Below are 21,486 nucleotides of genomic sequence, written 5' to 3'. Positions count from 1 at the left end.
CCGAGATGGTCGCCATCTCGGGCGAGCGTGCGCTGTGCGATCCGCGCGGTACCTTGTTCTTCCCCGACCTTGCCCTGCTCGCCGTCTCCGACCTGCATCTGGAAAAGGGCTCGTCCTTCGCCCGGCGCGGCAAGCTGATCCCGCCCTACGACACCGTCGCCACGCTGTCGCGCCTCGAGGCGGTGATCGAGGATTACCGGCCGAAGATCGTCGTCAGCCTGGGCGATTCCTTTCATGACGGTGAAGGCGCCGAACGCCTGCATCCCGATTTTCGCGCCCGGCTGGAAGGGCTGATGACCGGGCGCGACTGGTTCTGGATCGCCGGCAACCATGACCCGGAAGCGCCGGCCGACCTGCCCGGCGAGACTATACTGGAGCTGGCGGTCGGCGCCGTGCTGTTCCGCCACGAGCCGTCGAGGCAGCGCGTCGAAGGCGAGATCGCCGGCCATCTGCATCCCTGCGCGCGCATCGTGCAGCGCGGCCGCTCGGTGCGCCGCCGCTGCTTTGCCGGCGACGGCGGACGCATGATCATGCCTGCCTTCGGCGCCTATACCGGCTCGCTCAACGTACTCGACCCGGCCTATCGCGGCCTGTTCAACCGCGACGCGCTGATGGTCTATATGCTGGGCACTGACCGCATCTTCGCCATTTCCAGCGCCATGTTGCGGCCAGGGTAAGGTAGAGCGCTGGTTGGACGTGCCGCAGCCACGCCGGCTGCTATCGCCCAGCGGTTCATACGCCGCCCGCCTATGCCGGCCGCCGTTTCGCGTCCATCATGGTGATGACCCAGAGCACGAGCCCGGCCAGCGACAGGCCGCAGCCGACATAACCCGCCGAAGGGAAACCGTAGCCGGCGGAAATGGCGAGGCCGGCGAGCCAGGGGCCGAGGGCGTTGGCGACGTTGAAGGCGCTGTGGTTGGCGGCGGCAGCAAGCGTCTGCGCGTCGCGCGCGACATCCATCAGATAGGTCTGCAGCACGATAGCGAGGCCCGTTGTGCAGCCGACGAGAAAGACGACGAGCGAGATCGACCACAGCGCGCCGACCGAATAAGGGAAAGCGAAGAGGGCGGCAGCACTGGCGATCAAAAGCACCGTCGCCGTCGGCTTCAGCGCCTTGTCCGCGGCCCAGGCCGAAACCAGATTGCCCAGCGTCATGCCGACGCCGAACAGGCCGATCACCAGCGGAACCAGGCGCGGATCGACCTTGGTGACTGCGAGCAAGGTCGAAGCGGTGTAGGAGTAGACGGCGAAAAGCCCGCCGAAGCCGACGATGGCGGTTGCCAGCGTCAACAGCACCTGCCGGTTGCGGAAGGCGCCGAGTTCGCGCAGCGGGCTGGCGTCTTCGTCGGGCCTGTCGCGTGGTGCGAACAGGGCAACCATGATGAAGGTCGCCAGCGCCAGAAAGCCGGTCAGGGCAAAGCCCGCTTGCCAGCCGAATACCTGGCCGAGATAGGTCGCCGCCGGGACGCCGATGATCGTCGCCACTGTCAGGCCAAGCATGACGCGTGCGATGGCGGTGGTCCGTTCCTTCGGGCCAACCAGCGATGCCGCGACGAGTGCCGCGACGCCGAAATAGGCGCCGTGCGGCATGCCGCTGAGGAAACGCAGGACAAGCAGCCATTCATAGTTGGGCGCGAGCGCGGTCAGGCAGTTGGTTATGCCATAGGCGGCCATCAGGGCCATCAAGAGGGTGCGGCGCGGAACGCGGGCCGACAACACGGCAATGATCGGCGCGCCGACGACCACCCCCAGCGCATAGGCACTGATCGCGTGCGCCGCCTTCGGCTCATCGATGCCGAGCCCGGCCGCGATATAGGGCAGCAGGCTCATGGCCGCGAATTCGGTCGAGCCGATGGCGAAGCCGCCGATGGCGAGCGCCAGCATCACCAGCCAGGGCTGCACCGCCGGTTCGCCTTTGAGGATTGCTGCGTCGGACATCGGGCCGCTCCTGCGCTGCGTTGCGCAACGTTATGCTGCGCCGCAATATCGCCTTGCGCGTGGGAGGGCAATGCTGCCAGTGCCTTGGAGCGCATGGTGCAGAACCGCTGCTCTCGCCAGGCTGCTGCCGCTGCGTCGCCGGCGACGGCGGCGGCCGCGGCCGTGGCCGCACGATCATGTCAGCCTTCGACGCCTATACCGGCTCGCTCAACGTGTTCGACCCGGCCTAAGCGTCAGAATCTCATCGACAGGTGCGAGGCCTATGCCGACGCCATGGCCGATACGTTTTGCGCCTATCTGCACAAGTTGCAGCAAGGCTGAGTGAAAAGGCTGGCCCTTTGACAGCCCAGCCAGGCGATTGGGCAGCAACTCGCGTCGTTGCGACCGTGGCAAAAGGCCATGTGCCCGCGGCCTGGGGTCTCCAAGGCTTCGTTTGATCAATCCTTGCGGAAGATGAGCCTTCCGAGCCAGCCGGTGATCATGGCGAGGCTGATGGCGAACAGGCCGTAGAGGAAGGAATAGTCGTGCGCGGCGCGGAAGATCGATTGTTCGAAACCGGATTTGCGGATTTCCAGCTGCGCCGAACTTTCCTTCACGAAGACGCCGTTCTTGAACAGGAAGGCGCGCGCCTTGTGCGTGCCCACCGGCACGTTGGGGGCCAGTCGCACGGAGGCGCGGAACAGGTTCTGCGACAGGAACTGCACGCCGCCGACATTTTCGCTGTAGAGGCCGGTCGCGGTCTTGCGCTCGCGCAGCGCGGCGGTGAATTCCTCGATGGTGGCGGGGCTCTGGCCGGTATCGGCCGGCTGCATGAAGATGTTGTTGGCGCCGAGCGACAGCTGCTTGTAGCTGGCCGGTTCGGTGACGTCCTGGAACGGCCGCGTCGTGGCGATCGAATAGGAAACCGGCACGTTCTCGAAGGTTTCGGATTCGAGATTGATCCAGACGCCGAGCACACGATCCTTGCGCCGCACCACCACGGGGCGCGCCGGCCCTTCCAGCACCACGATGACGTCGTAGCGGCCCTGGCGCGCCACTTGCGCATCGGCGTCTTCCAGCGCGCCGAAAATGGTGAGGTCGGCGCCGCTGAAGCCGGCGGTGATCATCACCTTGTCGGTGGAAAGGCCGATCTGGATGCCTTCCTGATGCGGCGATTGCGCGGCCGTCGGCATTGCGGTGGCGAGCACCAGCGCCAGAGCAATTCCAGGAAAAGTGTGTAGCGCTTTTCCGCGTTTCCGTGAAAAACGGAAACGCTCCAGCAGCGCGGCCGGCGGGGCGAACCGCGCCATCAGATCAATCCCGCCCCGGTCAGCGAGTAGAGGTTTGGTGGCGTCACGAACAGGTCTATGGCCAGTCGGATCGCAACCGCCAGCACCAGCAGCGCGAGCAGGGCGCGCAGCTGTTCGCCGCGCAGCCGCTGGCCGGCCTTGGCGCCATATTGCGCGCCGGCGACGCCGCCCACCATCAACAGGAAAGCCAGCATCACATCCACCGTCTGGTTGGTGGTGGCGTGCACCAGCGTCGTGTAGGCCGATGTGAAGATGATCTGGAACAGCGAGGTGCCGATGACGACGTTGGTCGGCACCTTCAGGAGATAGATCAGCGCCGGCACCATGATGAAGCCGCCGCCGACACCCATGATGGACGACAGGAAGCCGATCGCCGCACCCAGCCCCAGCACCGGGATGATGCTGACGAACAGCTTCGAGGCGCGGAAGCGCACCTTCAGCGGCAGGCGGTGGATCCAGTTGTGCTGGCCGGATTTCTTCAACGTCGGCGCCGCACCGTTGTTGGTGGCCCGCAAGGCGTTGACGCTTTCGACCAGCATCAGCCCGCCGACGGTGCCAAGCAGGATCACGTAGAGCAGCGAGATGAACAGGTCGAGCTGGCCGATCGCCCGCAGCAGGCCGAACACATAGATACCGGCCGTCGAGCCGACGATACCGCCGGCCAACAGCACTCCGCCAAGCTTGAAGTCGAGCGTGCCGCGCTTCATGTGCGACAGCGCGCCGGAGAAGGAGGAGGCGATGACCTGGTTGGCGCCGGTGGCGACCGCGATCGCCGGCGGAATGTTGTAGAAGATCAAAAGCGGCGTGATCAGAAAACCGCCGCCGACCCCGAACATGCCCGACAGAAAGCCCACCGCTGCGCCCATGGCGAGCAGCACCACGATATTGACGGATATTTCCGCGATCGGGAGATAGATACCCACCCGTCAGTCTCGATCAATCCAGCGTTGCGGCGACAGAGCCTCTGCCCGTATAGCACCGAAAAGCTAATTCGTTCTTGCGTCGGCGCCGCGGCCGGGAAAACCCGCGCCACGGTGCCGAAACAAAAACCACTTCAATCAGTTGGCAGGCAATTTGATGGCAAGGGCGTCGCGCCGGCGACACCCGCCGTGCTATTTGCGCGCCAGCAGCGCCTTGACCAGCTTCTCGTCGACCGATCCCGTCGCCGGCAGGCCGTTGTCGGTCTGGAAAGCCATGATCGCCTTCTTGGTCCTGTCGCCCATGACACCGTCGGTACCGCCGGAATCATAGCCGTTCTTCGACAGGATGCGCTGGATGTTCTGCACCGCCTTCTTCATGTCGAGGCTTGCCATGGTCGTTGGCGCGTCCTGCCATGCGCTCGGCATGTCGGTGTTGTTGGCCTCGGCATCCAGCGCCTTCGGCTTCCACAGTTCGACGGTCTGACGGGCGCGTTCGAGCTGTTCGGGGCGCAGCGCCTTGGCGATCTCGTCGCGCTTGGCGGTGGCGTCCTTGTCGCCGGTCTTGGCCACCAGCCCGAACCATTTGTAGGACTCTTCCAGATTCTGCGGCATGCCGACGCCCTTGGCGGCGAGGATGCCGAGATTGAACTGGCTGTCCTTGACGCCGAGATCCGCAGCCTGTTGGAACCAGCGGGTCGCCGCCTCGTTGTCGGCGGCGCCGTCGGCGCCCATCGCGAACAGAACCGCCAGATTGTGCATGGCGCTGGCATTGCCCTTCTCGGCGGCGCGCCGGTACCATTCCTTCGACTTGGCGATGTCGCGGGTTACACCGATGCCCTTTTCGTAGAAATTGCCGATGCGGTATTCGGCGGGCGCGAAGCCGCGCTCGGCCGCCTCGCCATACCATTTGGCGGCGGCCACCATGTCTTCCTTGACGCCGCGCGCTTCCGCGTAACGCGAGCCGACTTCGAACAGGGCCTTGGCATCGCCGCCGACCGCTGCGTCACGCAAGGCGGTCGGGCCGATATTCTGCGGAACGTCGATCGCCGCAGTGACCGGAGCGGTTGTGTCGCCCACCGGAGGCAGGGCGCCGGTCTTGTCCGTGTCGGAGACGCCTGGACTGGACATGCCGGGCACATCGACCGTCGGCAAGGTGACCGGGGCCGCGATCAGCGCCGGCGTCGCGGGCTGCGCTTCGACGGATCTGGCGGCCGGCTCGGGCGTCGCGGGGTTTGATGCCGCTCCCTGCAGCATCGCGACATCGTCGGCCGCCTTCGGTTGCCCGAATTCCTGCTTGGCGATGACGCGAACCGATGCATCGTCCGGCATTGGCTTGGCGGCGATTTCGTTCGTCGGCGTCGCAAGGGTCGGAACCGCCGATGCGGTTTCGACCTGGCGTTCGATGGCGGGCAGTGGCGTGTCGTTGACCGCGACTTCCTTGGGATCGGACAGGAAGGCCTTGCCGAGCTGCAGCCCGGCCAGGGCCAGCATGATCGCGGCGGCGGCCATCAGGATCGGCTTGCGCCGCGCCTTGAGCAGATTGCCGAGGCGGAACGATTTGCCCGAGCCGGTCGCCGACGATTGATGCTTGAGTGTCTCGGCCTCGGCGGCCGCTGCCTGTGCTGCACGGCGCGCGGCGGCAATGAAATCGGCCTTCGAGGCGTCGGCGGGGGCTTGTCTGGCCGGCTGGCCGCGTTCGTCGCGCACCCGCTTCATGATCGCGCTGAGGTCGGGCGCACCCGAACCCGGTTCGAGCGGCCGGTTGACCAGCTTCGGCTCGAGCGGCTCGTCGAGATCGACGCTCGGCACCTCGACCGTCGGCGCGGCCGCCATCGGCTGCTGCTCGTCGTTCTCGCGGCGCATCTTGAAGGCGCGGGCGAGGCCGCCGAACATCGACCTGCCCTGGCCGGCGATTTCGGAATCGGGGGCGATGGCTTCGGAGCCCAAAGCGGCCCGAGCGGCTTCGACGGCCGCCTGTGCCGGGGTGCGCGTGGTGTCGCGCATCGTCGGTTCGACCGACAAGGGCAGCGGCTCGTCCATGTCGAGGGCCGGCGCATCCTGCACCGCGATCTTGGCGACCGGGGCCGGCAGGACGGCATCGCCGGTCTCCAGCGAGCCCAGGCGGTCGACGATCTTCAGCAGCGTGTCGTGGATCGCCTCGAAGGTCTTGATGTTGCGCTCGTCGGAGCGGCGGGTGAGCCCCTCCAGCGTCTTCAGGTCCTGCGCCAGGCCGGAGACGGCTACCGTGTCGCCATTGGTGGGCCCAAGCGCCCGCACCGCGTTTTCGGCCGCCTGTCTGGCGGTTTCGAGAATGGTGTCGCGGTTGGCGGTCAGCGATTCCTCGATCTTTTCGAGGCGCGGTCCGAGGTCGTCGAATTCGGGCAGCGGAGCGCCCGGGCGCGACAGATGCGTGGACAGGCCGGAGACCTGCGCCTCCAGGCTGCGGATCAGGTCGGGGTCGATGCCGGAAACCTGCGAAGACGACAATTCCAGCCGGCTCGAAATATCGTCGAGCCGATCTTCGAGGCTGCGGATCGCCTCCTTGCCGGCGCTCTCGGTGGCGCGGCTTTCAAGCCGCTGCGCCAGCGCGTTGAAGCGGGCGTCGATCGCTTCCATGATGCCGGAATTGTCCGGAGCGGCTTGCTGCGGCCGGCGCTCCAGCCGGTCGGCGACGTCGTCCAGTCGCCGCTCCATGTCGCGGAACAGCATGTTGCCCTGCTGCATCGCGTCGTCCTGCCGGCGCTCGATGATGCCGGAAAGCGTCTCGAAGCGCTGTTCGAGACCCTGGAAGAGGTGATCGAGCACTTCGCCGCGCGGGCGTTCGTCGGCGACCTCGTCGATCTGCCGCGCGAGCGCGGCGATGCGCTGCTCGATGCGTTCGAACGGCGCCGGGTCGAAGGCATTGGACTGCGCGGCCACCGTGGAGGCGACGATCGCCCGCGAGATTTCGTCCAGGCGTTCGTCGATCATGCCATAGATGTCGCCGCCACGGCGGCCTTGCTGGCTGGCGAAATGGTCGACGGCGCCGGCCAGAGCACGCACCTTCTCTTCGAGCGAGCGCAACGACAGCGATTCCGGCAGCTTGTTGACGGCGGCGTTGATCTGCTCGAGGCGTTCGGCCAGCGCGTCGGCGCCGTCGCCGCGCTTGCGGTCGTTGTCGTCATACCGGTTTTCGAAGGCCGACCAGCGACGGTCGAATTCCTGCCAGCGCCGGTCGACCGCCTGCACGCTGTCCTCGCGCGCCAGCGTGTCCAGCGCGCCCCTGACCTGCTCGAGTTCGAGCCGCAGCATGTTGACGCTCTTGTCGTCGCTCTTTTCGGCCAGCGTGCGGATGGCTCCCGACAGGCGTTCGAATTCGAAGCCGAGCTCGGCGTTGTCGCCGCCGCGCGGGGCCTGTTGGTAGACGCGTTCGATATCCTTGCGCAACGACTGGAATTCGCGCTGCAGCCCGGCGGTCATCTGCTGGCGCAATTCCTCGCGCAGGCCGCGCAGTTCTCCGGCGATCTTGCCGACCTGGGCGATACCGTCTTCCTGGCCGCGCATGCGTTCGAGGTCGCGCGCGATCGACTGGTAAGGCTGGTCGAAGCTCTGCGCGGGGCGCTGCCGGTAGGGACGGGGCTCTTCATAGGGGCGCTGATAACCGCGCGATCCTTCATACGGCCGCTGCGCATAGGCGGGCTCGCTGTAAGGGCGCTGGCTGGCGCGGGGCGATTCGTAAGGCTGGCCGTAGGGCTGGTTGCGGCCGTAGCGCGGCTCGTCATAGCGGGAGGCGGCGGGCTCTTCGCGATTGTGGTCGAGCCGCTGCTCCAACGCTTCCATCGAGCGGTTGAGTTCTTCCAACGTCGCATGGCGCCGGCGTTGCCGGCCGGCGTTCAACGTGTCGAGATAGGACCGCTTGCTGTTCATCGAACGCCCGTTCCGAATTTGGCTGGCCTTGGCCAACTGCTCCCTAACCCAGTCGGGACCCGAAGCCGCGGGGCGGCGGAAGGCGAACTTCCGGATTTTTGCCCGTGCTTCGGAGACCGTGAGCAAAGCGAGACTGGATAAACACGGATGACCGACAGCCGCACCTTTCCCCCAACGTGGTAAACAAGCCGTTAACCAAGCTTAAGAAGCTTCAGGATTCGTTGAGAAAAGCTTGCGCCCGTCGCCGTGCCGGCGCCGTTCTGGCGGGCCTACTTGCATTTCCAAAGCGATATCGCTATATCCCTTACGTAAACGTAAGGGGCGCGCGGATGCGTCTCTTGCGAATTTTTTTCGCAACCGCGTTCTGGAAGCAAAGCCCCCCGGCGCTTCCGCCACAGGCGACACCGGGCTTTAGGGCCGCGCGTCCCATCGGGGAATATCGATGACTGTTCAACTCACCACCGTCGGCGGGATCGCCGGCAACACCCAGGCCGCACCGAGCGAGGCGGACGACGAGCTGGTTCGCATCGGCGAGATGGCCAAGCAGTATGGCGTCACCTTGCGCACGCTGCGCTTCTATGAAGACAAGGGGCTCTTGAACCCGCATCGCGACGGCGCGACGCGTCTTTATACGCATCGCGACCGTGTGCGCCTGAAACTGATCCTGCTCGGACGCAAGGTCGGTTTCTCGCTGCGCGAGGTCAAGCAGATGATGGATCTGTACGATCCGACCGGCTCGAACACCAAGCAGCTTCGCCTGGCGCTCGACAAGTCGGAGAAGCAGATCCTGCGCCTGCAAAAGCAGCGCGCGCTGATCGATGACGCGATCAACGAGCTGAGCGGCGCCATGGGTTCCGTGCGCCAGATGATCGCCGAGCGCGCCGCGGCGACATCGACCGCGGCCAACTGAAACCGCACAATGCGGACGCCATGTCGTCTGCGATTGGCAAGACAAGATCAGGCGCGTCGCCAGTGGCGGCGCGCCTTTTTGTTGCCGAAAGCGGGTCGGCGGATCGTCAAAGTCGTTGCGCGCTTCCTTTACGGCAGCGAAAAATCATCCAAAAAAGCGGCCGGGCGCAAATATTGACGTTTACGCAAACGTCAATATTTGCTATCCGATCCTTACTATCGGCCCGGACGCCGCTCGGCGCGGGCCTGTCCCGTTGTTGCTTCAGTGGAGGAAGACGCAATGCCGATCTACCAGGCGCCCGTCCGTGACACCCTTTTCGTGCTGAACGAGGTGCTGGGCTACGAGCGGTACACCAATCTTCCCGGCTTTTCCGATGCATCCGGCGACGTGCTGGAAGCGATCCTCGCCGAAGGTGCAAGGCTCGCCGAAAACGTCATCCTGCCGACCAATCGCGTCGGCGACATGGAAGGCTGCGTCCGTCACGACGACGGCTCGGTGACGACGCCCAAGGGCTTCAAGGAAGCCTATCGCCAATATTGCGAAGGCGGCTGGATGGGGCTTGCCGCGCCGGTCGAGCATGGCGGCCAGGGCCTGCCCTATGCCGTGCACACCGCCGTCGCCGAATATATGGTCTCGGCCAATCTGGCGCTGCTGATGTATCCGGGGCTTACCCAGGGCGCGATCGCCGCCATTCTCACTCACGGCACCGACGAGCAGAAGACTGCCTTCGTGCCGAAGATGGTCGAGGGTGTGTGGACCGGTACGATGAACCTGACCGAGCCGCATTGCGGCACCGATCTCGGCCTGCTGCGCACCAAGGCCGTGCCGAACGGCGACGGCACCTACAAGATTTCCGGCCAGAAGATCTTCATCTCGGCCGGCGAGCACGACATGGCGGACAACATCGTCCATCTGGTGCTGGCCCGCATCGAGGGCGCGCCGGAAGGGGTGAAGGGCATTTCGCTGTTCATCGTGCCCAAGCTCAAGCTCGACGCCGCCGGCAATCCGGGCGAGCGCAACACGCTCTCCTGCGGCTCGATCGAGGAGAAGATGGGCATCCACGGCAATTCCACCTGCGTCATGAACTATGACGAGGCGGAAGGCGCCCTGCTGGGCGAGCCGAATGGCGGCCTCAGGGCAATGTTCACGATGATGAACGAAGCGCGCCTCGGCGTCGGCCTGCAGGGCCTGTCGCAGTCGGAGGTCGCCTATCAGAACGCGGTGGCCTATGCCAAGGACCGCCTGCAGGGCCGGTCGCTCACCGGCGTCAAGGCGCCGGAGAAGAAGGCCGACCCGATCATCGTCCATCCCGACATCCGCCGTTCTTTGATGACCATGCGTGCCTTCAACGAGGCCGGCCGCGCCTTCACGCTGTGGACGGCGCTGAAGTCCGACGTCGCGCACCGCTCGGGCGACGACAGCGACCGCCAGGCGGCCGACGACCACATGAGCCTGATGACGCCGATCGTGAAGGGCGTGCTCACCGACAAGGGCTTCGAACACGCCGTGATGGCGCAGCAGGTGTTCGGCGGCCATGGCTACATCGAAGAACACGGCATGAGCCAGTTCGTGCGCGATGCCCGCATCGCCATGATCTATGAAGGCGCCAACGGAATCCAGGCGCTCGACCTCGTCGGCCGTAAGCTCGGCGCCAATGGCGGCCGTGCCGTGCAGGCCTTCTTCAAGGAAGTCGGCGAATTCTGCGAGGAAAACCGCGCCGACGAGAAGATGGCGCCGTACACCAAGGCGCTGAAGAAGGGTTTGAACGACCTGCAAGCGGCGACGATGTGGCTGATGCAGAACGGCATGAAGAACCCCGACAATGCCGGTGCCGCCTCGACCGACTTCCTGCATCTCTTCGGCCTGGTCGCGCTCGGCTATATGTGGGCCCAGATGGCCAAGACCGCGCAGGGCAAGCTTGCCGACGGCGCCAACGGATCGACATCTTTCTATGACAACAAGCTGGTGACGGGCCGCTACTTCATGGAGCGCGTCATGCCGGAGACCGCGGCGCATCTGGCGCGCCTTTCCTCTGGTGCGGAGACGATGATGGCCCTGCCGGCGGAGGCGTTCTGAGCAATGACATCCGGTCATCTGTTCACGATTGAACAAATGACCTATGTCTCTATGGTGCGGTAAACAGGGAGCATTCCATGGCAACCAATCCCGCCGACGTCCTGTCGCTGCCGAAGCCCGCCTGGGCCGGCGAGGATGTCACCATGCTCTACGACATGGCGCGCCGCTTCATGGCGGACGAGATCGCGCCGCATTACGACGACTACGAGAAGAACGAGATCGTCGATCGTTCGGCCTGGGAAAAGGCCGGCGCCAACGGCCTGCTCTGCGCCTCCATGCCGGAGGAATATGGCGGTTCGGGCGGCACGTTCGCCCATGAGAGCGCCATCATCGAGGCGATGGGCCATGTCGGCGTCGACGGTTTCGGCATCGCCCTGCACAATTCGATCGTCGCTCCCTACATCCTCCACTACGGCTCGGAAGAGCAGAAGAAAAAGTGGCTGCCGAAGATGGCGAGCGGCGAACTGATCGGCGCCATCGCCATGACCGAGCCCGGCGCCGGCTCGGACCTGCAGGGTGTGAAAACCCGCGCCGAGAAGGACGGCAACCACTACCGCATCAACGGCTCCAAGACCTTCATCACCAACGGCCAGCATGCCAACCTGATCATCGTCGTCGCCAAGACCGATCCCGCCAAGGGAGCCAAGGGCACGTCGCTCATCGTGGTCGAAACCGACGAGGTCGAAGGTTTCAAGCGCGGCCGCAACCTCGACAAGATCGGCCTGAAGGCCAACGACACCTCGGAACTGTTCTTCGAGGACGTGCGCGTGCCGACGTCCAACCTGCTCGGTTCCGAGGAGGGGCAGGGCTTCATCCAGCTCATGCAGCAATTGCCGCAGGAGCGCCTGCAGATCGGCACCGGCGCGATTGCCATGGCCGAGCGAGCGCTGGCGCTGACCATCGACTACGTCAAGGAACGCAAGGCCTTCGGCAAGGCGATCCTCGATTTCCAGAACACCCAGTTCAAGCTGGCCGAACTGAAAACCGAGATCACCATCGGCCGCGTCTTCTACAATGATTGCGTTACCCGCCACGTTGCCGGCGGCCTCGATCCCGTCACCGCGTCGATGGCCAAGTACTGGCTGTCCGACCTGCAGGGCAAGGTCGTCGACGAATGCCTGCAATTGCATGGCGGCTATGGCTACATGAACGAATATCCCATCGCGCGCATGTGGCGCGATGCCCGTGTGCAACGCATCTATGGCGGCACCAACGAGATCATGAAGATGCTGATCTCCAGGAGCCTGTGAGGCATGGCCGAGTTCACCCTCCACTGTTTTGCGGAGAGCGGCAATTCCTACAAGGTCGCCTTGCTGCTTACGCTCTGCGGCGGTGACTGGAAGCCGGAACGCGTCGCCTTTTTCGGCGGCGAGACCCGCACGGCCGACTATCGCAAAGTCAATGTCATGGGTGAGGCGCCGGTGCTCAGGCATCATCGGCCCGACGGCGATTTCATCCTCAGCCAGTCCGGCGCCATCCTTATCTATCTGTCACGTCGCTTCGGTAGGTTCGGCCATGAGACCGAGGCCGAGGAATTCGAGATCCTGCGCTGGATTCTGTTCGACAACCACAAGCTGACCGGCAACACTGCCTCCGAGCGCTTCATGCGGTTCTTCCGCAAGAAGGTGGGCGATCCAGCCGCCGAATTCATTTATGCGCGCGCCAAGGATTCCTGGAGGATCCTCGACGCGCATCTGTCCGATCGCGACTGGGTCGCGGCACCGCGGCCGACCGTCGCCGACATTTCGCTTTGCGGCTACCTGTTCTGGCCAGACCAGATCGATGTGAATTGGAACGATTATCCGGCCATCGCGCGCTGGCTCGACCGCATCCGCAACCTTCCCGGCTGGGCGCCTCCCGAGGCGCTTATGCCGTCGGGGTTGTGACGAGGTCGAGCTTGCGCGGAAAGCCGAGAACCAAAGGAGACTGAAATGGCCGACGCTTATGTCTTTGACGCCGTGCGCACGCCGCGCGGCAAGGGTAAGAAGGACGGATCGCTGCACGAAGTGCCGGCGGTGCGTCTCGGTGCGAAGGTGCTGGAAGCGCTGCGCGACCGCAACGGGCTCGACACCGGTTCGGTCGACGACATCATCTTCGGCTGCGTCGATCCTGTCGGCGAGGCGGGTTCGGTGATCCCGCGCGCCGCCGCCTTCGAGGCGGGCTACGACACCAAGGCGCCGGGCATGCAGCTGTCGCGTTTCTGCGCGTCGGGTCTTGATGCCATTAACCTGGGCGCGGCCAAGATCGCGCAGGGTGCCGACGACATCGTGATTGCCGGCGGCGTGGAATCGATGAGCCGTGTCGGCATGGGTGCCTCGGGCGGTGCCTGGTTCATGGACCCCTCGGTCGGCTTCCCCGGCTGGTTCGTGCCGCAGGGCATCTCGGCCGACCTGATCGCCACCAAGCACGGCTTCTCGCGCGACGACGTCGACGCCTATGCGGTGGAAAGCCAGAAGCGCGCGGCGAATGCCTGGCAGAAGGGCTACTTCAAGAACTCCGTCGTGCCGATCAAGGACCAGAACGGCCTGACCATCCTCGATCATGACGAGCATATGCGGCCCTCGACCGACATGCAGTCGCTGGCTTCGCTCAACCCGTCCTTCGTCATGCCCGGCGAAATGGGCGGCTTCGACGCGGTCGCCGTGCAGCGTTATCCCGAGCTGGAAGAGGTCAACCACGTCCACCACGCCGGCAATTCTTCCGGCATCGTCGACGGCGCCGCAGCCGTGCTGCTCGGCTCCAAGAAGGGCGGCAAGGCGATGGGCCTGAAGCCGCGCGCCCGCATTCGCGCCTTCGCCAATATCGGCTCGGAACCGGCGATCATGCTGACCGGCCCGGTCGACGTGACGGAGAAGCTGCTGGCGCGCGCCAAGATGAAGCTTTCGGACATCGACCTGTTCGAGCTCAACGAGGCCTTCGCCAGCGTCGTGCTGCGCTACATGCAGGCCTTCGAGATTCCGCATGACAAGATCAACGTCAATGGCGGCGCCATCGCCATGGGCCATCCGCTCGGCGCCACCGGCGCCATGGTGTTCGGTACGGTGCTCGACGAGCTGGAGCGCCGCAACCTCAACACCGCGCTGGTGACGTTGTGCATCGGCGCCGGCATGGGCACCGCGACGATCATCGAGCGCGTCTGATTTCGACCGGAAGGAGAAGACAATGACCTACAAGAACTTTTCGGTCGAGACCGACGCCGACGGCATCGCGCTCGTTACCTGGGACATGCCGGGCCGCTCCATGAACGTCTTCACCGAAGAGGTGATGCGCGAGCTCAACGCCATCATCGACCAGGTGGTGGCGGACGCCGCGGTCAAGGGCGCGGTCATCACGTCCGGCAAGGACAGCTTCTCGGGCGGCGCCGACCTCACCATGCTGCAGCAGATGCTGGGCACCTTCGCCAAGGACAAGGTGACGGACAAGGAAAAGGCCACCAAGACGCTGTTCGAGAATGTCGGCTTCATGACCGGCCTGTTCCGCAAGCTGGAAACCTGCGGCAAGCCGTGGGTGTCGGCCATCAACGGCACCTGCATGGGTGGCGCCTTCGAAATGTCGCTGGCCTGCCATGGCCGCGTCGCCGCCGACACCGACAAGGTCAAGATGGCGCTTCCCGAAGTGAAGGTCGGCATCTTCCCGGGCGCCGGCGGCACGCAGCGCGTGCCGAGGCTCACCGACACGCAAGGCGCGCTGGAGATGCTGACCACCGGCAAGAACCTGACCGCTCAGAAGGCCAAGGCGATGGGCCTGATCCACGAAGTCGCCGAGCCGGCCAAGCTGGTCGAGACCGCCAAGGCGATGATCAGGAACGGCCTGAAGCCGGTGGCGCCATGGGACGAGAAGGGCTTCAAGCTGCCCGGCGGCCCGATCTATTCGGTCGCAGGCGCCAATCTGTGGCCGCCGGCCATCGCCATTCTGCGTCGCGAGACCTACGGCAATTATCCTGCCGCGATGGCGATCCTGAAATGCGTCTATGAAGGCCTCCTGGTGCCGTTCGACACCGCGCTCCGGATCGAGACGCGCTACTTCACCGAAATCCTGCAGAGCAAGGAAGCAGCGGCAATGATCCGCTCGCTGTTCGTGTCGCTGCAGGAGCTGAACAAGGGCGCGCGGCGTCCCGAAGGCGTGCCGGAGACGAAGTTCAAGAAGATCGGCGTCCTCGGCGCCGGTTTCATGGGCGCCGGCATCGCCTATGTCACCGCCAAGGCCGGCATTCCGGTCGTTCTGCTCGACCGCGACCTGCCGTCGGCCGAGAAGGGCAAGGCGCATTCGGACGCGCTGATTTCCGAGCAGGTCAAGAAAGGCCGCGCCAAGCCGGAAGAGAAGGACAAGCTGCTGGCGCTGATCACGCCGACCGCCGATTATGCCGACCTTGCCGGCTGCGATCTCGTCGTCGAGGCGGTGTTCGAGGATTCGGAAGTCAAGAAGGGCGCGACCGAGAAGGCCGAGGCCGCGCTGAAGTCGTCGGCGATCTTTGCTTCCAACACCTCGACCATTCCGATCTCGTCGCTGGCCAAGAACTCGGTGCGGCCGAAGAACTTCGTCGGCATCCACTTCTTCTCGCCCGTCGACAAGATGATGCTGGTCGAGATCATCCTCGGCAAGAAGACCGGCGACAAGGCCGTCGCCACGGCGATCGACTATGTGCGGGCGATCAAGAAGACGCCGATCGTCGTCAACGACACGCGCGGCTTCTACGTCAACCGTTGCGTGCTGCGTTACATGGCTGAAGCCTTCCAGATGCTGATCGAAGGCGTGCCGGGGGCGATGATCGAGAACGCCGCCAAGGCGGCCGGCATGCCGGTCGGCCCGCTGGCGCTGACCGACGAGACGGCGATCGACCTCGCCCAGAAGATCATGAAGCAGACCATTCGCGACCTCGGCGAAAAGGCCGTCGACAAGGAGCAGTTCGCGCTGATCAACACGCTGGTCGACAAGCATGAACGCCTCGGCCGCAAGAATGCCAAGGGCTTCTACGACTACCCGCCGAAGCCGGCTAAGAAAAAGCTGTGGCCGGGCCTCAAAGGTCTCTATCCGCAGCTCGATCCCGACAAGGTCGACTATGAGGAGCTCAAGCAGCGCCTTCTGGTGACGATCGCGCTGGAGGCCGCGCGCGTGATGGAGGAGGGCATCGTCACCGACCCGCGCGAAGCGGATGTCGGTTCGATCCTCGCCTTCGGCTTCGCGCCCTATACTGGCGGTGCGCTGTCCTACATCGACGGCATCGGCGCCAAGGCGTTCGTCAAGATCGCCAAGGGCCTGCAGAAGAAGTATGGCGCGCAGTTCAAGGCGCCGAAGCTGCTTCTCGACATGGCCGACAAGGGCGAAACCTTCTACCAGCGCTTCGACCCCTACGCGAAGGGCGAGGTCAAGAAGGCGGCATAAGTCGAAACATCGTTCCTCTCCCCGTTCACGGGGGGTGAAGAGCGCTCCACGAAGCGGACGAAAAGCCAAATGCTTGGCTTTTCGAGTGAAGAACGCCCGAAGCGATAGCGGAGGGCCCACTTGACAGGCAGGTGAGGGGCGACACCTGCCTTGCGATATTCCGGAGCCCCTCATCCGGCCCTTCGGGCCACCTTCTCCCCGTGAACGGGGAGAAGGAAGGGAAGTTTCATCATGTATGTATGGCCGCGTCTCGCACGCATGGCGCTGACGGCGAAATCGCGCGGTCCCTACAAGATGGGCGACGAAAGCCGACTGGGTTTCCGCTGCCTGCCGACCGATATCGACTTCAACGTGCATCTCAACAATGCCCGCTACATGATGCTGGCCGACCTCGGCCGCATCGACATCTTCATCCGCGCCGGCCTGATCGCGCTGGCGCGCAAGAAGGGCTGGGCGCCGATGCTGGGCGGCCTGCAGACCGTCTACGTGCGCGAGATCAGGCTATGGCGCCGCTTCGAAGTGGTGTCCTCGATCGAGACCTGGGAAGGCACGCAGGTACTCGGCTCGCATCGCTTCGTGCTCGACAATGGCGAGACCGCAGCGCTGATGAAGACGACCGCCGGCGTCTATGACCGCGCCGGCCGCCGCTTTATCGACATCCAGGAACTCACCGCCGCCCTCGGCTACGACATCAAGCCGCGCGCGCCGACGGCGGCCGAACAGGCTTTCATGGCCTCGCACCAGGGGCTGCGCGCCGCGGTGAAGAGCGGCGGGTGATCCAGCTGACCCCGTCCTTGGGATAAAAGGGGGATGGCAAGCCATCTCTTGCCATCTTGATGGCTGGGCGCGTTGCTCTATATTGAGACGATAGAGGAGGCGCCCATGGCCGAACCCCAACTTTCCGTGCGCAGCGCAAAGGCGCGCGATCTTGCCCACCGGCTGGCTCGCCGCGAACAGCGATCGATCGCGGATATCGTCGAACGCGCCTTGGAAGCTTACGAAGTGCGGGAGACGGGCCGCGAGCCGGCTGCCGCATTCTATACGCGACTTTCTTCCGATCATGGCACCGACATTGATCTGGACGCTGTGATCCGGAGCGGGCGCAAGCCTCATACAGGGCCCGACCTTTGATCTTTCTGGATACCAACGTGGTTTCGGAAACGTTGCGAAAGGCTCCGGACCCGGCCGTTGTCGCTTGGTTGACGCGCTTCGATGCCGAGATCGCCCTGCCAACGATTGTCATCGGTGAGATTGCTTTCGGCATCCGCAAGATTCGGCCCGATCAACGTGCGGATCGGCTGGAACAAGGTTTGTTGGAATGGCGCCGCCGTTTCGCCGGACGTATTTTCGGGCTGACCGAGGAAGCCGCCCTTGCCTATGGTGAAATCATGGGCGACGCCGTTTTGCGCGGGCGCGCAATGGCGGCGCCGGATGGCATGATTGCCGCGATTGCGCGCGTCAATGGCGGGCGCCTTGCGACACGCAATCTCAAGGATTTCGCGGATACCGGCCTCGATCTCGTCTCGCCCTGGGTATTTTGATACGCCTCTCACACTTGTTGTTGCATGATCGCGGCTTTCATCTGGACAGGGCGTCAAGCAGGAGCTAGAAGTCGAAAAGAGGTATTTTTTCCTGTTTGAACGGAGCCGGCCGTGCTCTCGCATGATCGTGTATGGGCCGCGATAGACGCCCTTGCGGAGCGTTATTCGCTGTCGGCCTCGGGTCTCGCCAAGCGCGCGGGCCTCGATTCCACGGCTTTCAACAAGTCGAAGCGGCAGTCGTCGGACGGGCGCCCGCGCTGGCCTTCCACCGAATCGCTGGCCAAGATCATCGAGGCCACCGGCGCCACGCTGAATGAGTTCATGGCGCTGGTCGAGAACAGGACGCCGGCCATGACCGGCTCCGGGCGTTCCTCGCAAAAAGCGGTGCCGCTGGTCGGTTTCGCGCAGGCCGGCGCGGGCGGCTATTTCGACGATGCCGGTTTCCCGGTCGGCCAGGGCTGGGACCTTGTCGAATTGCCGGCGCAATCGACCGATACGGCATACGCCCTGAAGGTCCAGGGCGATTCGATGCTGCCGCTTTACCGCAATGGCGACGTGCTGATCGTGGAACCGGGCGCCGTCGTGCGCCGGGGCGACCGCGTCGTTGTCAAGACCGGCTCCGGCGAGGTCATGGCCAAGGTTCTGGAGCGCCAGACGGCGGCGTTGATTTCGCTGCTCTCGCTCAATCCGGATCATCCCAACCGCGACATTGCCATGGTCGAGGTCGAGTGGGTGGCGCGGATCGTCTGGGCAAGCCAGTAGGCGCCGGCGTGAGGCTGATCCACGCCACCGCCGCCGTGCTTTTTCTGGGCGCAGCCGCGGCAGCTATCGTCGCAGGCGGGCGTATCGCCGACCATGGCACGAAGATCGCGATTTCATCGGAAGACATTCCGTCGCTCGATGCGTTGGGCGACGCGCCGACGGGCGATGGTAGTGCAGAAACCGGCGAACCCGTTGCCGAGACAAATCAGCAGCCCGCGGCCGCCGTCAAGGAAGGGAGTGGGCAGCAACCCGGCGAAGCCGCGGCTACACCACCTTCGCAACAGTCGGGACAGCCGGAAACATCGCCTCCGTCGCGTTCCATCGATCCGATGACGGCGCCGCCGCCGAGCGATACCGGGGCGCTGCAGCGGATCGAGCCGCGCGCGCCGCTGAGCAAGCTCTCGCTCGCGCTGCCACCCAAGCCCAAAATGCCGGACGAATGGAAAGGCACGCCGCTCTATCAGCCGGTTGCGCCGGCGGCCGGGCGCATCGACGCGAAAGGCTATTCGGTGGCGGTGTCGGGCATCGACATCGTCGCCGAGGACGAGACCTGCACCGACGAGGCCGGAAAGTCCTGGCCGTGCGGCTTGCGCGCGCGCTCGGCCTTCCGGGCGTTCCTCGGGCATCGCGCGGTGACCTGCACCGTACCGCCGGAAGGCGGGCGCGACCTGATCTCGGCCGATTGCCGCGTCGGCAAGGTTGATATCGGCCGGTGGCTGGTTTCGAACGGCTGGGCACGCGCCAGCGCCAGTGGTCGCTATGCGGAAGCCGGCAACAAGGCGCGAACCGAGAAGAAGGGCATTTTCGGCAAGGCACCGGATCTCGGCGGGTTGCCGCCGTCGCCGGCGCCGGTTTCAGCGCCGGCGACGGTACCGGACACGATCCTGGACGAAACCGGTGTCGCCGATCCGACGGCACCGGATGTTCGTCCTCCTGCCGGGCAGGTGCCCGGCGGCGATCCTACGCTGCGAGCTTTCCCGCCAGCGCCCGCGCAATGAGGTCGCGCGTCTCGGCGATGCCGTAGAGTTCGGCGAAGGAACCGAAGCGTGGGCCGCGCTCCTGGCCGATCAGCACCTGGTAGATCATCTGGAAGAAGGCGACCGACACGCCCGGCCCGCCTTCCGGGCTCTGCTTGGCATGATCCTGGTAGCGCTCGATGTGGCGCGCCACATTGAGGGTCGCGTTCTGGATCGCCTCGCCATTGGCGCCAGCCGGCAAGGCGCCGAGCGTATCCGACAGCTTGGCCAGCGCATCCTGTTCCACCTCGTCCGGCGCGCGGTAGACCTTGGTCGGTTTGACGAAGTCGTCGAAATAGCGGATCGCGTAGCCGGTCAGCCGGTCGAGCTCGGGATGGGTGGCGGCCGTCACACCCGGCGCATGGCGCGAGATGAAACCCCACAGCACATCCTTGTTCTGCGCGTTCGAGGCGCTGACCAGGTTGAGCAGCAGTGCGAAGGAGACCGGCATGTCGACGACAGGCGGGTTGCCGTCATGCATATGCCAGACCGGGTTGCCCAGCCGCTCCTTCCACTCCTGGCGCGGATAGGCGGCGAGGAAGGAATAGTACTCGTCCACCGCCTTCGGGATGACGTCGAAATAGAGCTTCTTGGCCTGGCGCGGGCGCTGGTACATATAGAGCCCGAGGCTCTCGGTCGGCGCATAGGTCAGCCATTCGTCGATGGTCAGCCCGTTGCCCTTCGACTTCGAGATCTTCTGGCCGTTCTCGTCCAGGAAGAGCTCGTACACGAAGTGCTCGGGCGCGCGGCCGCCGAGGATGTTGCAGATCTTGTCGTAGATGACGGCGTTGGTCTGGTGGTCCTTGCCGAACATCTCGAAATCGACGCCGAGTGCCGCCCAGCGCATGCCGAAATCCGGCTTCCACTGCAGCTTCACCTTGCCGCCGGTGATCGGCAGCGTCGTTTCCGTACCGTCCTCGTCGTTGAAGGTGATGGTGCCGGCCTTGGCGTCGACATGCTTCATCGGCACGTAGAGCACGCGGCCGCTGGTGGGCGAGATCGGCAGGAACGGGCTGTAGGTCGCCTGGCGTTCTTCGCCGAGCGTCGGCAGCATCACCTTCATGATGGCGTCGTATTTCTCCGCCGCGCGCAGCAGCACTTCGTCGAAGCGGCCGGACTTGTAGTAGTCCGTCGCGCTGGCGAACTCGTAGTCGAAGCCGAACGTGTCGAGGAAGCGGCGCAGCATCGCGTTGTTGTGATGGCCGAAGCTTTCGTAATCGCCGCCGAAGGGGTTCGGCACGACCGTCAACGGCATGTGCAGGTAGGGCTCGAGGGCTGCGCGGTCCGGCACGTTGTCCGGGATCTTGCGCATGCCGTCCATGTCGTCGGAGAAGCACAGCAGCTTGGTCTTGACCTTGCCTTGCGTCAGCACGTGGAAGGCGTGCCGCACCATGGTGGTGCGGGCCACCTCGCCGAACGTGCCGATATGCGGCAGGCCCGACGGGCCGTAGCCCGTCTCGAACAGCACTGTCTCGGGGAAGTCGCGGCCTTTATAACGCTCGACGATCTTTTTCGCTTCCTCGAACGGCCAGGCTTTGCTTTCGGCGGCCGCCGCGAGGAGTTCGGGATTGAGATCGATCGAGTTGGATATGGCCATTTCGTCTGCCTTGAAACAAGCCCGGCCACGCTGCCGGACGGCATGCTCTAGGCGCGCTGCACCGGAGCGTCAACGATTTCGGGCATTTTTCCTTGTTGCGGGCGGGTGGCGTTCCTAGCTTGGGAGGACCGACCCACCAACCCGAACGG

Annotated in this window: 18 protein-coding genes; 13 read left to right on the top strand and 5 right to left on the bottom strand. The window is 64.7% G+C overall.

Going from position 1 to position 21,486, the window contains the following annotated elements; translation table 11 throughout:
• Positions 1–5: 5 nt before the first annotated feature.
• Entirely contained in the window at positions 6–677 is a 672-nt protein-coding gene (pdeM, locus tag FZF13_RS06180; RefSeq protein ID WP_244431220.1) for a ligase-associated DNA damage response endonuclease PdeM, read from the top strand.
• 70 nt (positions 678–747) lie between these two features.
• Here the strand turns inward: pdeM and FZF13_RS06175 are convergent, their stop codons facing one another.
• Positions 748–1,938 (bottom strand): MFS transporter, encoded by a 1,191-nt coding sequence (locus FZF13_RS06175; RefSeq protein ID WP_024925946.1) that lies wholly within the window; start codon positions 1,936–1,938, stop codon positions 748–750.
• Between the two features lie 32 nt (positions 1,939–1,970).
• Here FZF13_RS06175 and FZF13_RS06170 point away from each other — a divergent pair, with 32 nt between their 5' ends.
• Positions 1,971–2,168: a hypothetical protein gene (locus FZF13_RS06170; protein WP_024925947.1), complete on the top strand. Its 198-nt coding sequence runs from the start codon at positions 1,971–1,973 to the stop codon at positions 2,166–2,168.
• Between the two features lie 207 nt (positions 2,169–2,375).
• Here FZF13_RS06170 and FZF13_RS06165 read toward each other — a convergent pair whose 3' ends face one another.
• The 3 genes from FZF13_RS06165 to FZF13_RS06155 form a co-directional block, all read right to left on the bottom strand.
• Positions 2,376–3,227, bottom strand: coding sequence for a TIGR02186 family protein (locus tag FZF13_RS06165; RefSeq protein ID WP_024925948.1), 852 nt, complete (start codon positions 3,225–3,227; stop codon positions 2,376–2,378).
• Complete coding sequence (locus FZF13_RS06160; protein ID WP_024925949.1) at positions 3,227–4,150, bottom strand: sulfite exporter TauE/SafE family protein; 924 nt, start codon at positions 4,148–4,150, stop codon at positions 3,227–3,229. The genes FZF13_RS06165 and FZF13_RS06160 overlap by 1 nt, the downstream gene beginning before the upstream one ends.
• Before the next feature lie 189 nt (positions 4,151–4,339).
• Positions 4,340–8,053 carry a peptidoglycan-binding protein gene (locus tag FZF13_RS06155; RefSeq protein WP_024925950.1) on the bottom strand — a complete coding sequence of 1,238 codons (3,714 nt, stop codon included), beginning with the start codon at positions 8,051–8,053 and terminating at the stop codon, positions 4,340–4,342.
• Between the two features lie 442 nt (positions 8,054–8,495).
• Between FZF13_RS06155 and FZF13_RS06150 the strand changes: the two genes are divergently transcribed.
• The 11 genes from FZF13_RS06150 to FZF13_RS06100 all read left to right on the top strand — a co-directional run bounded on the left by FZF13_RS06150 (position 8,496) and on the right by FZF13_RS06100 (position 19,722).
• Complete coding sequence (locus FZF13_RS06150; protein WP_024925951.1) at positions 8,496–8,963, top strand: MerR family transcriptional regulator; 468 nt, start codon at positions 8,496–8,498, stop codon at positions 8,961–8,963.
• Positions 8,964–9,242: 279 nt separating this feature from the next.
• Entirely contained in the window at positions 9,243–11,039 is a 1,797-nt protein-coding gene (locus tag FZF13_RS06145; protein ID WP_024925952.1) for an acyl-CoA dehydrogenase, read from the top strand.
• Between the two features lie 77 nt (positions 11,040–11,116).
• Entirely contained in the window at positions 11,117–12,289 is a 1,173-nt protein-coding gene (locus FZF13_RS06140; protein WP_024925953.1) for an acyl-CoA dehydrogenase family protein, read from the top strand.
• A 3-nt stretch (positions 12,290–12,292) separates the two neighbouring features.
• Complete coding sequence (locus FZF13_RS06135) at positions 12,293–12,925, top strand: glutathione S-transferase family protein (RefSeq protein ID WP_024925954.1); 633 nt, start codon at positions 12,293–12,295, stop codon at positions 12,923–12,925.
• 45 nt (positions 12,926–12,970) lie between these two features.
• The gene (locus tag FZF13_RS06130; RefSeq protein WP_024925955.1) at positions 12,971–14,179 is read left to right on the top strand and encodes an acetyl-CoA C-acetyltransferase; all 1,209 of its coding nucleotides are present in this window, start codon (positions 12,971–12,973) and stop codon (positions 14,177–14,179) included.
• 22 nt (positions 14,180–14,201) lie between these two features.
• Positions 14,202–16,421 carry a 3-hydroxyacyl-CoA dehydrogenase NAD-binding domain-containing protein gene (locus FZF13_RS06125; RefSeq protein WP_024925956.1) on the top strand — a complete coding sequence of 740 codons (2,220 nt, stop codon included), beginning with the start codon at positions 14,202–14,204 and terminating at the stop codon, positions 16,419–16,421.
• Between the two features lie 231 nt (positions 16,422–16,652).
• Positions 16,653–17,198 carry a thioesterase family protein gene (locus FZF13_RS06120; RefSeq protein ID WP_024925957.1) on the top strand — a complete coding sequence of 182 codons (546 nt, stop codon included), beginning with the start codon at positions 16,653–16,655 and terminating at the stop codon, positions 17,196–17,198.
• Between the two features lie 105 nt (positions 17,199–17,303).
• The gene (locus FZF13_RS06115) at positions 17,304–17,552 is read left to right on the top strand and encodes a type II toxin-antitoxin system VapB family antitoxin (protein ID WP_024925958.1); all 249 of its coding nucleotides are present in this window, start codon (positions 17,304–17,306) and stop codon (positions 17,550–17,552) included.
• Positions 17,549–17,962 (top strand): type II toxin-antitoxin system VapC family toxin, encoded by a 414-nt coding sequence (locus FZF13_RS06110; RefSeq protein ID WP_024925959.1) that lies wholly within the window; start codon positions 17,549–17,551, stop codon positions 17,960–17,962. The genes FZF13_RS06115 and FZF13_RS06110 overlap by 4 nt, the downstream gene beginning before the upstream one ends.
• A gap of 111 nt (positions 17,963–18,073) precedes the next feature.
• Positions 18,074–18,724, top strand: a complete 651-nt coding sequence (locus FZF13_RS06105; protein WP_024925960.1) for a S24 family peptidase — start codon at positions 18,074–18,076, stop codon at positions 18,722–18,724.
• 8 nt (positions 18,725–18,732) lie between these two features.
• Entirely contained in the window at positions 18,733–19,722 is a 990-nt protein-coding gene (locus tag FZF13_RS06100; protein ID WP_024925961.1) for a thermonuclease family protein, read from the top strand.
• Here FZF13_RS06100 and FZF13_RS06095 read toward each other — a convergent pair.
• Complete coding sequence (locus FZF13_RS06095; RefSeq protein WP_024925962.1) at positions 19,685–21,337, bottom strand: lysine--tRNA ligase; 1,653 nt, start codon at positions 21,335–21,337, stop codon at positions 19,685–19,687. The two genes, FZF13_RS06100 and FZF13_RS06095, sit on opposite strands and share 38 nt — an antisense overlap.
• Positions 21,338–21,486 lie beyond the last annotated feature (149 nt).

Source organism: Mesorhizobium terrae, assembly GCF_008727715.1.
Lineage (GTDB): Bacteria > Pseudomonadota > Alphaproteobacteria > Rhizobiales > Rhizobiaceae > Mesorhizobium > Mesorhizobium terrae.
Note: the sequence above shows the minus strand (reverse complement) of the source record. Positions and strands in the feature narration are given on the sequence as shown.

Coding starts and splice junctions, on each gene's coding strand:
- pdeM (WP_244431220.1), top strand. CDS start 6: ATGGTCGCCATCTCGGGCGAGCGTGCGCTGTGCGATCCGCGCGGTACC.
- FZF13_RS06175 (WP_024925946.1), bottom strand. CDS start 1,938: ATGTCCGACGCAGCAATCCTCAAAGGCGAACCGGCGGTGCAGCCCTGG.
- FZF13_RS06170 (WP_024925947.1), top strand. CDS start 1,971: ATGCTGCGCCGCAATATCGCCTTGCGCGTGGGAGGGCAATGCTGCCAG.
- FZF13_RS06130 (WP_024925955.1), top strand. CDS start 12,971: ATGGCCGACGCTTATGTCTTTGACGCCGTGCGCACGCCGCGCGGCAAG.
- FZF13_RS06135 (WP_024925954.1), top strand. CDS start 12,293: ATGGCCGAGTTCACCCTCCACTGTTTTGCGGAGAGCGGCAATTCCTAC.
- FZF13_RS06150 (WP_024925951.1), top strand. CDS start 8,496: ATGACTGTTCAACTCACCACCGTCGGCGGGATCGCCGGCAACACCCAG.
- FZF13_RS06095 (WP_024925962.1), bottom strand. CDS start 21,337: ATGGCCATATCCAACTCGATCGATCTCAATCCCGAACTCCTCGCGGCG.
- FZF13_RS06155 (WP_024925950.1), bottom strand. CDS start 8,053: ATGAACAGCAAGCGGTCCTATCTCGACACGTTGAACGCCGGCCGGCAA.
- FZF13_RS06125 (WP_024925956.1), top strand. CDS start 14,202: ATGACCTACAAGAACTTTTCGGTCGAGACCGACGCCGACGGCATCGCG.
- FZF13_RS06145 (WP_024925952.1), top strand. CDS start 9,243: ATGCCGATCTACCAGGCGCCCGTCCGTGACACCCTTTTCGTGCTGAAC.
- FZF13_RS06140 (WP_024925953.1), top strand. CDS start 11,117: ATGGCAACCAATCCCGCCGACGTCCTGTCGCTGCCGAAGCCCGCCTGG.
- FZF13_RS06115 (WP_024925958.1), top strand. CDS start 17,304: ATGGCCGAACCCCAACTTTCCGTGCGCAGCGCAAAGGCGCGCGATCTT.
- FZF13_RS06165 (WP_024925948.1), bottom strand. CDS start 3,227: ATGGCGCGGTTCGCCCCGCCGGCCGCGCTGCTGGAGCGTTTCCGTTTT.
- FZF13_RS06120 (WP_024925957.1), top strand. CDS start 16,653: ATGTATGTATGGCCGCGTCTCGCACGCATGGCGCTGACGGCGAAATCG.